Origin of the sequence: Paraburkholderia sp. GAS82 (assembly GCF_050436285.1) — a bacterium.
Classification (GTDB): domain Bacteria; phylum Pseudomonadota; class Gammaproteobacteria; order Burkholderiales; family Burkholderiaceae; genus Paraburkholderia; species Paraburkholderia phenazinium_B.
This window is the reverse complement of record NZ_JBNDLX010000004.1, coordinates 316,754-331,933: the sequence shown is the minus strand read 5'-3', so window position 1 is coordinate 331,933 and position 15,180 is coordinate 316,754. Positions and strand designations below refer to the sequence as shown.

At 63.0% G+C, this 15,180-nt stretch carries 8 protein-coding genes; 4 read left to right on the top strand and 4 right to left on the bottom strand.

What is annotated here, in order from left to right:
* Positions 1-25 precede the first annotated feature (25 nt).
* Complete coding sequence (locus P3T17_RS14930) at positions 26-1,435, top strand: EAL and HDOD domain-containing protein (RefSeq protein ID WP_429407539.1); 1,410 nt, start codon at positions 26-28, stop codon at positions 1,433-1,435.
* An 82-nt stretch (positions 1,436-1,517) separates the two neighbouring features.
* Here P3T17_RS14930 and P3T17_RS14925 read toward each other — a convergent pair whose 3' ends face one another.
* Both P3T17_RS14925 and P3T17_RS14920 read right to left on the bottom strand, forming a co-directional pair.
* On the bottom strand, positions 1,518-2,975 hold the full coding sequence (locus P3T17_RS14925) for an HDOD domain-containing protein (protein WP_074265021.1): 1,458 nt from the start codon (positions 2,973-2,975) through the stop codon (positions 1,518-1,520).
* Between the two features lie 48 nt (positions 2,976-3,023).
* Positions 3,024-4,892, bottom strand: coding sequence for a putative bifunctional diguanylate cyclase/phosphodiesterase (locus tag P3T17_RS14920; RefSeq protein WP_429407537.1), 1,869 nt, complete (start codon positions 4,890-4,892; stop codon positions 3,024-3,026).
* A gap of 351 nt (positions 4,893-5,243) precedes the next feature.
* On the opposite strand from P3T17_RS14920, the gene P3T17_RS14915 reads away from it, so the two are divergent.
* The 3 genes from P3T17_RS14915 to P3T17_RS14905 all read left to right on the top strand — a co-directional run bounded on the left by P3T17_RS14915 (position 5,244) and on the right by P3T17_RS14905 (position 7,844).
* Positions 5,244-6,587 (top strand): EAL and HDOD domain-containing protein, encoded by a 1,344-nt coding sequence (locus tag P3T17_RS14915; RefSeq protein WP_429407535.1) that lies wholly within the window; start codon positions 5,244-5,246, stop codon positions 6,585-6,587.
* Between the two features lie 156 nt (positions 6,588-6,743).
* Complete coding sequence (locus P3T17_RS14910) at positions 6,744-7,307, top strand: peroxiredoxin (protein ID WP_074265018.1); 564 nt, start codon at positions 6,744-6,746, stop codon at positions 7,305-7,307.
* A 72-nt stretch (positions 7,308-7,379) separates the two neighbouring features.
* On the top strand, positions 7,380-7,844 hold the full coding sequence (locus tag P3T17_RS14905) for a hypothetical protein (protein WP_429407533.1): 465 nt from the start codon (positions 7,380-7,382) through the stop codon (positions 7,842-7,844).
* An 859-nt stretch (positions 7,845-8,703) separates the two neighbouring features.
* On the opposite strand, the gene P3T17_RS14900 is transcribed toward P3T17_RS14905, so the two are convergent.
* Together P3T17_RS14900 and P3T17_RS14895 are read right to left on the bottom strand one after the other, a co-directional pair.
* Positions 8,704-12,036, bottom strand: coding sequence for an efflux RND transporter permease subunit (locus P3T17_RS14900; RefSeq protein ID WP_074265016.1), 3,333 nt, complete (start codon positions 12,034-12,036; stop codon positions 8,704-8,706).
* Between the two features lie 3 nt (positions 12,037-12,039).
* A complete protein-coding gene (locus tag P3T17_RS14895; protein WP_429407531.1) occupies positions 12,040-15,174 on the bottom strand; it encodes an MdtB/MuxB family multidrug efflux RND transporter permease subunit in 3,135 nt (1,044 codons plus the stop codon).
* Positions 15,175-15,180 lie beyond the last annotated feature (6 nt).

Genomic DNA, 15,180 nt, shown 5'->3' with positions numbered 1-15,180 from the left:
CCAGGGCGCTTATCGGGGGAATGGAATGTCCAGCATCGAAGTCGACGATCCGAGTCGGGCCGGCGGTGAGCCCGGTCGGGCTGACGGCGCATCAGTCAAGCCTTGTTTCGCCCGCCAGCCGATCCTCGATCGCGACGGCATGCTATGCGGCTACGAACTCAAGCTTCATTGTGTGAGCGAAGCGCCGGCAGGCGACGCCGCAGCCAGTACTGACGCAACCGGGCATACCGTGCCCGATGACGCAACCACGGCCGCCGCTGCCGAAGGCGAACCGCGCGCTGTCGTGCAGCCCACCTTCACGCAGTCCGTCGTCACCGCGCTGATGCATTCGGGCGTGCGCGGAGCGTTGGCCGGCCACCTTGCCCATCTGGACGTCAGCCGCGAGATGCTGTTCGACGAGGCGCTCGAACTCCTGCCGGCCGAGCGTTTCCTGTTCGAGCTCCAGCCGGATATCGAAGTGGACGACGAGCTGATTGCGCGAATCGTCGTGCTGCATGCGCGGCGCTACCGCTTCGTGCTTGATGCCGTGGTGGTTCCGAGCGACACGTTTGCGCGCCTGCTGCCCTATGCCGAGCGCGTGAAAATCGATCTTCCGCACATCTCCCGCGCGCTGTTGCCGAAGCTTTCCACCGTGCTGAAATCGGCGGGCAAATTGTTGATTGCCCAAGGCATCGAAGCACAGGAGGATTTCGAAACCGCCCTCAATCTCGGCTTCGACAAATTTCAGGGCTATTACTTCGCGCGCGCGCAGACCGCGACGTTGCGCAAGGTGAGTGCGCCGCGTCACGCATTGCTGAACCTGCTGCAGTTGCTAGCCGGCGACCCGACGGTCGCGCAGCTCGAAGCCGAGCTGAAGCTTAATCCGGTGCTGGTGATGCATCTGATGAAGCTGGCGAATTCGAGCGGCCTTGCGGTCGGCCACAAGGTGACCACGCTGCGCGAAGCGATCAATGCGACCGGCACCAACCGGATTGCCCGCTGGACCCAGTTACTGTTGTATGCGGACGGCCGCAAGGTCGCGCTGGAAGACGACCCGCTGCTGCAACTCGCCGCCACCCGCGCACGTTTCATGGAACTGGCGGTGCTGCGTCTGCCGAAGGCCGGCCGCGACGAAGCCGATGCAGCGTTTCTGACGGGCGTGTTTTCGTTCGTGGATGCAGTGTTCGGCGGCTCGATCGAGAACACGCTCAATGTGCTGACGCTCTCGAAGCCGATTCAGGCGGCGATCCTGCGTCGCGAAGGCGTGCTGGGTCTGCTGCTGTCGGTGGTCGATGCGCTCGAGCGCGGTGAATGGAAAGAAATTGAAAGCGTGTGTGCGGAGCTGGCACCGTTGACGGTGCGCGAAGTCGCCGAACTGGGACTCGTCGCGGCGGCGTGGGCAGGCGTTGCGGATCGCAGCGCCGAGGCAAAAGGTCTGGAGCGGATCGAGGACTAAACCCGATCGGGGAGTGCGCTGCCGGGTCCGGACTTCGGTCCGCGGCGCTGCAGCCTGGCAATGAGCCGGGCCGCTCACTCCTTCACAGCATCTCCAGTTCCTGCATCGGCGCATGGGAAAAAAAACGCCCTAACTCCCGCGCCAGTTCATTCAACGCTGCCATCTCGCCCTGCGAGATCCGCCGTGCCTCGTCGGCCTGGCACCAGTCGCCGTACAGAAGCGCGACCGTCGTCTGATTCTCGCCCATCACCGGCAGCAGCACGAACGAGCGGGTATCCGCGAAACTGCGCCGGAACCATTCGGGCAGCCGCGCCACCATCTTCGGGTCGCGCGCATTTTCTATGAAGATGCCCACCGAGTTCGCAATCGCGAGATGGAACACGTCGGGCTCGAACGCGGTATTGAACGTCAGACCGGGCAGGGCAGCCTCGATCTTTGGTCCGAATCCCATACGCGCCTTGAACGTACCGCTGCTGTGGCGTACGAACATGACGGTACGCGCGAAGCCGAGACCGGCGTGCACCGTTTCGGTGGCCATGGCCAGCGCCGGGCCGAGTGCGCTACCTGCTTTCAGCGCCCGCAGATCTTCGACGCCCGCGGCGATGCGTGCCTCGGGATCGAGCGCTTCGCGGGCAATCGCGTCGGCGTTGGCGCGCAGCTCCACGATCTCGCGCATCACGCCTTCGCCGTCTTCTTCGCGGGCGAGCGCCACGCTCATTTCGAGCAGCACTTCGGGGTCGGTGTTCAGCGCGCGGCCGTAACGGTGTGCGAGCTCGGCGATGCGTGCCTCGCGCTGCCAGTCCGACATGTTCGGCGTGGTCAGCACGGCGGCGACTTCGGTGGAGTAGTTGGTGATGGCGCGCAGCCATTGCACCTGGCGGGACTCTTCGGTGTCGTGCGGATCGAACTCGCCCATGCCGGAGCGGATCATGTCGGGCAGGCGCCAGCGCACCGCGGCTTCCTCGCCGATCTCGTCGAACGTGACGCCCAGCACGGTGATGCAGGCTTCGCTTTCCTCGATATTGGTGTCGACCAGGCGGCGGATCTGGTCCCACTCGGCGTCGAGATAGAAAACCACGAGCAGCTTGCCGATCTGGCGCATCAGCGTGCAGACTACGGCTTCTTCGCCGGCGCGCAGGTCGCCGCGCTCGGTTAGCTTACGGGCGACGCAGCCCGACAGCAGGGTGCGATTCAGTTCGAGTTTCGCGTCGATGCGGCGCGGCACGCTGTGATGAAAGTGATCGACGATCTTCAGGCCGACCACGAGGTGGCCGACCGCGTCCATCCCGAGCACCATCAAGGCGCGCGACACGGTGGTGATATTTCCGCCGAAGGCCATGTACATCGCCGAGTTGGCGAGGCGCAGCACCTTCTGGGTCAACGCAAAATCGGACAACACGACCTGCACGAGACCTGTGAAGTCGAGGTCGTCGTTGTTCATTGCAGCCATGGTTGTGCGCAGCGATTGCGACAGCATGGGGAAATCGCCGCGCTCGCTCATTCGAGACCAGAGCCTGTCGAGCACCGCTGCCTTTACCATGTGATTCCCGCTAAAGCCATACGTATTCCATTGAGTCGCAGACCGGCGTCATGCCGGTGTTCGATGCAGGTGCGCCAGTTCTTCCGGGTCCGCCGGGCCCGCATGAGAAGACGCATGCAGGTGCAACGTGTTTGCTTCGAAACGCTGCGCCAGTTCCTCGGACGGCAACGCCTTGCAGACGAGCCAGCCCTGAATATGATCACATCCCATTTCGGTCAGCAGGGTGCGTTGTTCCTCGGTTTCCACGCCTTCTGCGACCAGCTCCAGGTCTAGCGTTTGCGCAAGTCCCACGACCGCGCTAACGATGGCCTGATCATTACGGGAGGTTAGCAGATTCTCGACGAAACTCCGGTCGATCTTAAGTTTCGCTAAGGGAAAGCGTTGCAGGTACGCAAGACTCGAGTAGCCGGTGCCGAAGTCGTCGACCGCGAAGCGGATGCCCATCGCGGTAAGCTCTTCCAGCAGGCCCTTCGCGTGCGCCGGGTCGTGCATCAGCAGGCTTTCGGTGATCTCGAACACGAGACGGCGCGGGTCGATCCCGGTGAGTTCGATGGCCTCGCGCACGCTGTCCTTGAAACGCGGGTCGCGGAACTGCTGCGGCGACACATTGACCGCGACGTACTGCATCCTGATGCCGCGCATGTCCCACTGGATCAACTGCATGCAGGCGATCTTGAGGACCCAGTTGCCAAGGTAATTGATGAGCCCGACCGATTCGGCGAGGGGAATGAACATCGACGGCGGTACGAGGCCATGCACCGGATGGAGCCACCGGATCAACGCTTCCACGCCCACCACGCCATGGCTCTGGCTGCTGGTGATCGGTTGGAAGTGCAGCGAGAATTCGCCGTTGCGCACGGCGTCGTACAGATCGGCTTCGAGCTTCAGGCGTTCGGCGTCGGCGGGGTCGTCGTCCGGCACATAGAACGCCAGGGTGTTGCCGCCCGCTGCCTTGGCCTGCAGCAGCGCGTGGTCGGCCCAACGCAGCAGGTTGTTATCGCGGCCCGCGGTGTCGTTGACATGGCGCACGTCCGGATAGAGTGCAATGCCGATGCTCGCCGACAGATGCACCTGCTGGCCGTTGAACACGTATGGCTGCTGGATGGCGGTCAGAAGACGCCGCGCCAGCGCTTCAGCGGCCGCCACGGCATAGGTACGGCTGGCTGCGACCGGCATGAGGATGGCGAATTCGTCGCTCGCCACCCGGGCGATCTGGTCGCTCACGGAGGTGGTGTTCGAGATGCGTCGGGCGGTTTCGCGCAGCATGTCGTCGCCGGCGTCGTAGCCGAGCGCACGGTTCACGCGCTGGTAATCGTCGATGTCGAGCAGCAGCAGGGCGGCCGGCGTACCGTGCGCGTCGGCTTGCTGCTGGGCGTCGAGCAGCGCCGGCACCAGCGCGGACTGATTGGCGAGGCCCGTCAGGCGATCGTGGTGCAAGGCATGCGTGAGGCGCTCTTCGGTGGCGCGCCAGGCCGACACGTCGAAGCCGGCAATCGCAAAGCCCTCGACACCGTCGTGGCTGTTGCGCACGACGCGCAATTCAACCGTGACCGGATAGGTCAGCGACTTGATCAGGCTGAGCGTCGCTTTCTCGATGCTGCCGGTGGCCGAGGCGCGGGCCAGCAGCGCGTCGAGGCGCTCGGCGTCGGCGGGCGCGACGATGTCGTGCAGTGTAATGGTCTGTAAGTATTCCCGGTGGTAGCCTATGAATCTCAGGCTTGCCTCGGACACGTAGAGGAAGCGCAGCTCCCGGTCGACGTGAGCAAGCAGGTCGACCGCACCGACGGCCTGCTCGAGGGGGGAGCGGCTTGCGCTCGGTTGGGGTAAGCCTTCCGGGCGGCGCCCTAACGCACGGACCCGCTCGATGACCGTACGCAAGGAGCCCCGGCGGGGCGCGGTGATCCTGTTCGCTTCCATGTTTCTCGCTGGCAACCCGTTTTCGTCTGCGGGCGGCCCGGCTCGGTCCCGCCGGTTCAGCGCGGGTGGTCGAGAGGCATGAAGCCGCCCATCAGAACGAGATAACGACCCCCACGCGAAAATCTTTAGCGGTTGCTGTAAATATTGATGATGGCGACCGGTGCGTCGCTCGAGACAAGCGATGGTAATGCTGCAACGCCGATTCACCGCCGGCCGCCTTGGCGGCCCGGTGCGGATTCAGTTAAAGTGAAGCGGCTTACCGTCCGTTATCTAGAGTTACGCCCCATGCTCGCAGCGGACGCGGGAGTGGCCCCACTGCGCAGCGTTTTCGAACCCATGCACCGATGAGCCATGTCTGAACCGTTTCCTGCCGGGGCCAAGCCCGGGCAAGTCGAGGTGCCTGCACAGTCCGCCCAGGGGGCCGAGGCAGCGGCCGACGCGCCCTTTGTCTATCTGGGCCGCCAGCCGATTCTCGATCGCGATGGCGCGCTCTACGCTTACGAGCTGCTGTTCCGGGCCGGCGCGCACAATTATGCCGAAGTCAGCGACGACGCGCAGGCGACCGCGCAGGTCGTCGCGCGCACGATTGGCGGAATCGGGGTATCGGCGGTGCTCGGACATCATCGCGGCTTCGTCAACATCGGCCGCGACCTGTTATTCGACGACATCGTTCACCTGATGTCGCCAGAGCGTTTCGTGCTCGAAATTCTCGAGACCGTCGCCATCGACGCCCAGCTGGTGCGCCGCCTTGCCGAACTGCGCAACGCCGGCTTTCAGGTGGCGCTCGACGACGTGAGCGAGCTGTCGGAAGGCTTGCTCGCCGTGCTTCCGTATACCGACATCGTCAAGATCGACTTTCTGCTCACGCCCCGGGCGGCGCTGCCCAAACTGGCCAGGGCCGTGCTGGCGCAAGGGAAGACGCTGCTTGCCGAGAAGGTCGAAACGCGCGAAGACTTCGCGCTTGCCCGCGACCTCGGCTTCCATCTGTTCCAGGGATATTTCTTCGCCCGCCCGCAGGTGCTGACCGCGCCGCGCAACCGTTCGTCTCGCCCGGCGCTGTTGCGCCTGCTGGCGTTGCTTGCACGCGACGCCGGCATTATCGAGCTCGAGGCCGAACTCAAGCGCAACCCGAACGTCGTGGTGCAGTTGCTGCGCCTCGTCAATTCGAGCGCGTTTGGGCTTGGACGCAATATCGCTTCGTTGCGCGAGGCGATCATCGCGACCGGCACGCGGCAGATTGCCCGCTGGGCGCAACTGCTGCTGTACGCCGACGGCGGCGATCTGCCGTGGCGCTCCGATCCGCTGGTGCAACTGGCCGGCACGCGTTCGCGCTTCATGGAACTGGCGGCGCGCTGGCTGCGTCCGTCGGACGAGGAATTCGCAGACGCCGCGTTCATGACGGGAATCTTTTCGCTGGTGCACGTGGTGTTGGGCACGACGCCTGCCGAGACGCTCGACAAACTTGGCCTGGCGCCGCTGATTCGCGACGCGATCGTCGAGCATAGCGGGGCGCTCGGTGCACTGCTGGGCATCGCCGAGGCCGCAGACCAGGGCGCAGACCTGCGCGCCGACGGCGCATTGACCGCCGCCGGACCCGACGTGCCCGAGGCGTTTGCGGCCTTGACGCCGGAGGTGCTGGCGGAACTGAACCTGTCCGCGGCGGCGTGGTTCGGCGCGCATGCGGGCCTGGAGTAGAGGGCGGCCGGCGCCTTGCGGGGTCTTTCAGCGTGGTTTCCCGGGACGTGATCCAATAGTGGCTGAGTCATGGCTTGACGCGCCCGACGGCGCGACGCAGGACGTGGCTTCATTCATCGCACGGACCACGTGCGTCAACGCCTGGAGGGGCTCGAGATGAAACGAAAGTTCATGCCGGTATTACTGGCAACGGTATTGTCGGCAACGTTTGGGCTGTATTCGCTGACTGCGTCGGCGACGCTCAAGCCGGGCGAGGCCGCGCCGGATTTCACGACCCAGGCGTCGCTGGGAGGCAAGACTTACACCTACAACCTGGCTGACGAGTTGAAGAAGGGGCCGGTGGTGCTGTACTTTTACCCGGCGGCTTTCACGAAGGGTTGCACGATCGAGGCGCATGAGTTTGCGGATGCTGTTGACGAGTACAAGAAATATGGCGCGACGGTGATTGGCGTTTCGCACGACAACATCGACACGTTGACGAAATTTTCGGTCAGCGAATGCCGCAGCAAATTCCCGGTGGCGGCCGATGCGGACGCGAAGGTGATTGGCGCGTACGACGCGGGGCTGCCGATGCACAACTCGATGGCGAACCGGGTGTCGTACGTGATTGCGCCGGACGGCAAGATCATTTACGAATACACGAGCCTGTCGCCGGACAAGCATGTCGAGAACACGCTGGAGGCAGTGAAGCAGTGGGCGGCGACGCATAAGTCGCAGTGAGTGACGGCTGATGATCCCGCGGACAATGCCGTGCTACGCTGATAGCCGGTCTGGTTAGCGGGGTGATCCGAGATGCCTATTGTTGTGGGTCTGGCGGTACTGGCCGCGCTGATTTATGGCGCGGTGTGGTCGTTCGATGCGGTGCTGGCGCATTGTGGGCTGGCCGTAGCGATTGGGGTTGCTGCGGTGGTTGCTGCTCTGGTGGCTGCGGCGGTGGTTTATTGGCTGCGGCGCCGGCGCGAGGTCGCCCCGAATATTCATGACGGCGATTGGACGCATGAATTGAAGGCTGAATGGGGTGGGGTCCGGCTCGCGGCCGGAAAGCGGTTGTGCAGGGTGGATTTGCATGGCGCTCAGGGGGATTATATTTTTGCCGATCTTCTGGGGGCTGATGTTGAGGCTGCTGGGCAGGGATTTCAGCTTGCGCTTAAGGTTCGGGATGCTAAGTGTCCTGTCTGGAAGTTGCCCATGCGGGATGAGCGGCAGGCTAAGCAGTGGAAGAGGGTTTTTGGGTTGGCTGTTGAGCAGAGGCTTTGATTTTTTTTGCCTGCGCGGCGCTTGTCGTTGTTCTTGCTGCTTTGGCCTTTCCTTGCTTTGTTATCGGTCTATTAGCGATGCCCCTGTGCGGGGCGGCACTTACTTTCTTTGCCGCCGCAAAGAAAGTAAGCAAAGAAAGCGGGCTTCCAACCGCTAGCTCGTAGGTGTCCACCACTTGTGTGAACACGGAGTGGTCCGCGCACGCGAAGTGCCCTCGCGCCTTGAGCGGTAGTGACAAGGCAGTCATCCGTTCCAGCGTTGCGCTGCGCGCCCCGCCGTCGGGCATAACGCCTTCTGCACGTTATGTAGGAATTCGAACGTTTTTGGAGGCACTCCTTTGCTGGAGTCGTGTCTATCGTTCTTGCCCCGTGTAACAGACGCAGGCTTTCGCGAAATGGAGTAGCACCAGTGCGGCCCTCAGATCTGAGATGCTTCTTTGTGTCGCTAAGCAGTCGCGACTGCCCCGACCCCTGGCAGGTGGGTTTTTCGCCGACAGACCCATCCGCCGCGCACGTAGTGGGCGGGCGGGATGAATGAGTCCTTTGTCACTAACTGGTGTGGTGCGAGGGCAGATTTCGTGCGCGGACCACTCCGTTATCAAGATGAGTGGTGGACACCTACGAGCTAGCGGTTTGAAGCCCGCTTTCTTTGCTTACTTTCTTTGCGGCGGCAAAGAAAGTAAGTGCCGCCCCGCACAGGGGCGAAGCTAATAGACCGATAAGAATGCAAGGAAAGGCCAACATCGCAAGAGCAACCGCCAAACCAAGGCGCCGCAGGCAAAAACAGACCACCGGGACATCAAAGAAAGGCCAACGCCAAAAGAACTGTGACAAGCGCCGCGCAGGCAAAAACCCCAAACCTATACCTGTGCCGCCGGCCGCCCACGCCGGCCCCGCCGCCCCCTCCCTTCCCACCTAACCCGAATCCGATCCATATAAAGATAAACAACCGGAGTGGTATAAAGCGTAAGCACCTGACTAACAATCAACCCGCCAACAATGGCAATGCCAAGAGGCGCCCGAAGCTCAGCCCCATCCCCATTCCCGAACGCCAACGGCAACGCCCCAAGCAGCGCAGCACAAGTCGTCATCATGATCGGTCGAAACCTCAACAGACACGCCTGGTGAATCGCGTCATAAGACGATAACCCCTGCCGCGAGGCTTCAATCGCAAAATCGATCATCATGATCGCGTTCTTCTTCACGATCCCGATCAGCAGAATCACCCCAATCAACGCAATGATGCTGAACTCCGTCTGAAACAGCATCAACGCCAGCAATGCCCCCACGCCCGCCGAAGGCAACGTCGACAGAATCGTCAACGGATGGATATAGCTCTCGTACAAAATCCCCAGCACGATATACACCGCTGCCAGCGCAGCCAGAATCAGCAACGGCATATCTGATAACGACTGCTGAAACGCCTGCGCCGTCCCCTGGAAGCTGCCGTGGATCGTCCCCGGCATGCCAATCTCGCCCATCGTGTCGTAAATCGCTTTCGTTGCATCCGACAAGGACTTGCCTGGCGGCAAGTTAAACGAGATCGTCGAGGCCACGAACTGGCTCTGGTGATTCACCGATAGCGGCGTGTTCCCCGGTCCGAAGCTCGCAATCGCCGACAACGGAATCATCGTCTCCTTCGACGTCGATACCGCCGACCCCGATGACGCACTCGACTTGCCGCTCGCCGCCAGCGAATTGATCGCCAGGTTGCGCGCCGAGTCCGATGCAATCGCCGCTGCGCTTGAGGAGGTCGTGCCACCCGTGCCGCCGCTCGAGGCGCTAGTGCTGCTCGTGCTGCTGGTGTTTGCCACCGTCGCCGTTACCGTGCCCACCGTCGCGTTGGTGCTCTGCGTGCCGCTCGCGCTGCCCCCGGACGTGCTGATGTAAATCTGGTTCAGCATGTCCGGGCTTTGCCAGTATTTCGGCGCGACTTCCATCACCACGTGGTACTGGTTCAACGGGTTGTAAATCGTCGACACCTGGCGCTGCCCGAATGCGTCGTACAGCGTGTTGTCGATTTGCGCCGGCTCGATGTTCAGGCGCGCGGCACTCGCGCGGTCGATCGTCACCATCGATTCCAGGCCGCCTTGCTGCTGGTCGGAATTCACGTCCGCCAGTTCGGGCCGTGCCTGCAGCGCTTCTGTCAATTTCGGGCCCCACGTATAGAGGTCGGTCGTGGAATCGGCCAGTAACGTGAACTGGTATTGCGCGTTCGATTGCCGGCCGCCCACGCGGATGTCCTGCACGGCCTGCAGGAAGGTGCGCACACCCGCTACGTTGGAGAGCGGCCCGCGCAGTTGTGCGATCACCTGGTCCGCCGACAGGCGGCGTCCTGGCTTTTCCTTCAACTGCACGTACATGAAGCCGGAATTGGTCTGGCGTCCGCCGGTGAAGCCGACTACCCCGTCCACCGCAGGGTTTTGACCGACGATCTTCATCATCTCGGAAAACTTGCCTTTCATCGCCTGGAAGGACGTCGACTGGTCGGCCTGGATGCCGCCGACGAGGCGGCCCGTGTCCTGCTGCGGAAAAAAGCCTTTCGGGATGATCACGTAGAGCCAGATGTTGATCCCGATCGTCGCGATCAGCACCAGCAGGATCAGCAGCGGATGCCGCAGCGACCAGCCGAGCGTGCGCTCGTAACCACGCTGCATCGCCGCGAAGCCGCGTTCGAGCCAGCGCGCGAAGCGTCCTTCTTCTTCTCGTTCGTGCGGCTCGTTGAGCAGGCGGGAGCACATCATCGGCGTGAGCGTCAGCGAGACCAGCAGCGAGACGCCGATCGCCAGTGACAGCGTCAGCGCAAATTCGCGGAACAGCCGCCCAACAATGCCGCCCATCAGCAGGATCGGCAGGAACACGGCGACCAGCGAGATGCTGATCGACACCACCGTGAAGCCGACTTCGCGTGCGCCCAGGAACGCGGCCTTCATGCGCGGCACGCCGTCCTCGATATGCCTTGAGATGTTCTCGAGCACCACGATTGCATCGTCGACCACGAAGCCGGTCGCGATGGTCAACGCCATCAGCGACAGGTTGTCGATCGAAAAACCCATCAGGTACATCGCGGCGAACGTGCCAATGATCGAGATCGGCACCGCGACGCTCGGAATCAGCGTTGCGCGCCAGTTGCGCAGGAACAGGAACACCACCATCACGACCAGCGCCACCGCAATCATCAAGGTGTGTTCGGTATCCTTCAGCGAGGCGCGGATCGTGGTGGAGCGGTCGACCGTCGGGAATACGTCGACATCGGCGGGGAGCGACGCCTTCAGTTGCGGCAGCATTTCCTTGACGCGGTCCACGGTGTCGATGATGTTCGCGCCCGGTTGGCGATACAACAGCACCAGCACCGAGCGCTTGCCGTTGTACAGGCCCAGGTTGCGCAGGTCCTCCACTGAGTCCACCACCTCCGAGACATCCGAGAGGTGCACGGCCGAACCGTTGCGATAGGCAATGATCAGGTCCTTGTATTGCGTGGCTTTGCTCGCCTGGTCGTTGGTGTAGAGCTGGACGTGGGTCGCGCCGAACTCGATCGAACCTTTTGGGCTGTTCGCATTCGCCGCGGCAAGTGCCGCGCGCACGTCTTCGAGGCCGATGCCGTAGTGGAACAGCATCTGCGGTTCCAGTTCGACGCGCACCGCCGGATTGGCCGATCCGCTCACATCCACTTCGCCGATCCCATCCACCTGCGAGAGCGATTGCTGCAGCACCGTGGCGGCGGAGTCGTATAGCTGACCGGCTGTCAGCGTATTGGACGTCAGCGCGAGAATCAGGATCGGCGCGTCTGACGGGTTGACCTTGTGGTACGTCGGATTGCTGCGCAGGCTCGCTGGCAAATCGGCGCGCGCGGCGTTGATGGCGGCCTGCACGTCGCGCGCGGCGCCGTCGATGTCGCGGTTCAGGCCGAACTGCAGCGTAATCCGCGACGAGCCCACCGAGCTCTGCGAAGTCATCTCGGTGACGTCGGCAATCGAGCCCAGATGCCGCTCGAGCGGGCTCGCCACACTGGTCGCCACCGTTTCGGGACTCGCGCCCGGCAGTGAGGCCTGCACCGAGATGGTCGGGAAGTCCACTTGCGGCAGGGGCGCGACTGGCAGCTTCGTAAAGGCGAATGCCCCGGCGAGCGCGATGCCGACCGCCAGCAGCGTCGTGGCGACGGGTCGGGCAATGAACGGACGCGACAGATTCATCGCTCAGTTCCCCGCATCCGTGGCGGGCGGCGGTGCGTTGTGACCGGGATCGTCATGGTGGAAACGGGCCCGTACGCGTCGCGCCAGCGAGTCGAATCCGAGGTAGATCACTGGTGTCGTGAACAGCGTCAGCAACTGGCTCACGATCAGGCCGCCGGCAATCGCAATCCCGAGCGGACGGCGCAGTTCCGAACCCGCGCCGGTGCCGAGCATCAGCGGCAGGGCACCGAGCAGTGCCGCCATGGTCGTCATCAGGATCGGGCGGAAACGTAGCAGACAGGCCTGGTAGATCGCCTCGCGCGGCGGCTTGCCCTGTTCGCGTTCCGCTTCGAGCGCGAAGTCGATCATCATGATGGCGTTCTTCTTCACGATACCGATCAGCAGCACAATGCCGATGATGCCGATGATGTCGAGGTCATGTCCGGTGATCAACAGCGCCAGCAATGCACCGACGCCGGCCGACGGCAGCGTCGAAAGAATCGTGATCGGATGGATGAAGCTCTCGTACAGCACGCCCAGCACGATATACATCGTGACGATTGCCGCGAGGATCAGGAACAGCTCGTTCGCGAGCGACGCCTGAAACGCCAGCGCCGCGCCCTGGAAGCGGGTCTGGAACGAGGCCGGCAGGCCCACGTCCTTCTCTGCCTGATTGATCGCCTTGACGGCCCCACCTAGCGACGCACCCGGCGCGAGGTTGAACGACACGGTGGTGGCCGGGAATTGGCTCAGGTGGGTGACGAGCAACGGCGCAGGCTGCTCGATGAACTTCGCGATGGACGATAACTGCACCTGGCCGGTCGTCGACGTGGAGGAGGGCAGGTAGATCGCGTTCAGCGAATCGGCGTAGTGCTGGACCTTAGGCTCCGCCTCGAGAATCACGCGGTACTGGTTCGACTGCGTGAAGATCGTCGAGACGATGCGCTGGCCGAACGCGTCGTATAACGCGTTGTCGACGGTGGCCGGTGTAATGCCGTAGCGCGAGGCAGTGGCGCGGTCGATCTGCACAAAGACCGATTCACCGTTCGCCTGCAGGTCAGTGGCGACGTCCGCGAGTTCCGGCGCCTGCTTCAGACGCTCGACCAGCTTGGGCACCCAGCTCGTAAACTCGTTGATGTTCGGATCGGTCAGCATGAACTGATACTGCGTGGGGCTGACCGTCGCATCGATCGTCAGGTCCTGCACCGGCTGCATGAACAGCGACGCGCCGGGAATGTGCGCGACGTCCCTTTGCAGTTGCCGGATCACGTCGCTCGCGGTGTGACTGCGGTCGTCGCGCGGCTTCAGGTTGATCAGCATGCGGCCGCTGTTCAGCGTGATGTTGTTGCCGTCCACGCCGATGAACGAGGTCAGGCTCTCCACATCCGGATTCTTCAGGATCTGCGCGGCCAGCTCCTGCTGGCGTTGCGCCATCGATTCGTATGAGACCGACTGCGGCGCCTGGGTAATCGCCTGGATCACGCCGGTGTCCTGAACCGGGAAGAAGCCTTTCGGGATAAAGACGTACAGCACGGCCGTCAGCACCAGCGTGAGCACGGCTACAAACAGCGTGGCGCCCTCGCGGTTCAGCACCCACGTCAGCGCGACGGCATAGCGCGCGATGATGTAATCGATAAAGGCGTGCGCTTTGGTTTCGAAGCGGTGCGCTTCCTTCGGCGGCGTGTGACGCAGCAGCTTCGCGCACATCATCGGCACGAGCGTGAGCGATACGACCGCCGAGATCACGATGGTCACGGCCAGCGTGATGGCGAACTCGTGGAACAGACGTCCCACCACGTCCCCCATGAACAGCAGCGGAATCAGCACGGCGATCAGCGACACCGTCAGCGAAATGATCGTGAAGCCGATCTGCTTCGAGCCCTTGAGCGCTGCTTCGAGCGCCGTCTCGCCTTCTTCGACGTAGCGCGCAATGTTCTCGATCATCACGATGGCGTCGTCGACCACGAAGCCGGTCGCGATGGTGAGCGCCATCAGCGAGAGGTTGTCGAGCGAGAAGCCGCACAAATACATCACCGCCAGCGTGCCGATCAGCGAGAGCGGCACGGACAGGCTCGGGATGATGGTCGCGTAGACATTGGCGAGGAACAGATACATCACCAGCACCACCAGCACCACCGACATCAGCAGTTCGAACTGCACGTCGCGCACCGAGGCGCGGATCGTGGTGGTCCGGTCAGTGACGATCCGCACGTTGAGTGCAGCCGGCAACGACTCCTGCAACTGAGGCAGCAGCGCCTTGATGCTGTCGACCACCTGGATCACGTTCGCGCCCGGCTGGCGCTGCACGTTCAGGATGATGGCCGGCGTCGAGTCCACCCACGCGCCGAGCTTGGTGTTTTCCGCGCCCTGCACGATGCTGGCGACATCCGTCAGCATCACCGGCCGGCCGTTCTTGTAGGCGATCACCGCGCTCTTGTAGGCGTCGGCATCAGTCAGCTGGTCGTTAGCGTTGATCGTGTAGGCGCGCGTCGGACCGTCGAAATTGCCCTTCGGCGTATTGACGTTCAGGTTCGAAATGGTGGTGCGCAGATCGTCCAGATTCAGGCCATACGCAGCCAGCGCGCGCGGATTGGCCTGAATCCGTACAGCAGGGCGCTGGCCGCCTGACAGGCTTACGAGACCTACGCCCGCCACCTGCGAGATCTTCTGTGCAAGACGCGTGTCGGCCAGGTCCTGCACCTGCGTCAAGGGCATGGTGGGCGAAGTGAGCGCGAGCGTGATGATCGGCGCGTCGGCCGGGTTGACCTTGGCGTAGATCGGCGGCGCGGGCAGGTCGGACGGCAGCAGGTTGCCCGCTGCGTTGATGGCGGCCTGAACCTCCTGCTCGGCGATATCGAGCGGCAGGTCGAGGCTGAACTGCAGCGTGATGATCGACGAACCCGCCGAGCTTTGCGACGACATCTGATTCAACGACGGCATCTGTCCGAACTGCCGCTCGAGCGGCGCCGTGACCGAGGATGTCATCACATCCGGACTCGCGCCCGGATAGAAGGTCTGCACCTGGATGGTCGGATAGTCGACTTCCGGCAACGCCGAGAGCGGCAGGAAGTGCAGCGCGACGAGCCCGACCAGCATGATCGCCGCCATCAGAAGGGCGGTGCCGACCGGGCGCAGAATAAAGGCGCGGGATGGATTCATGCGGGT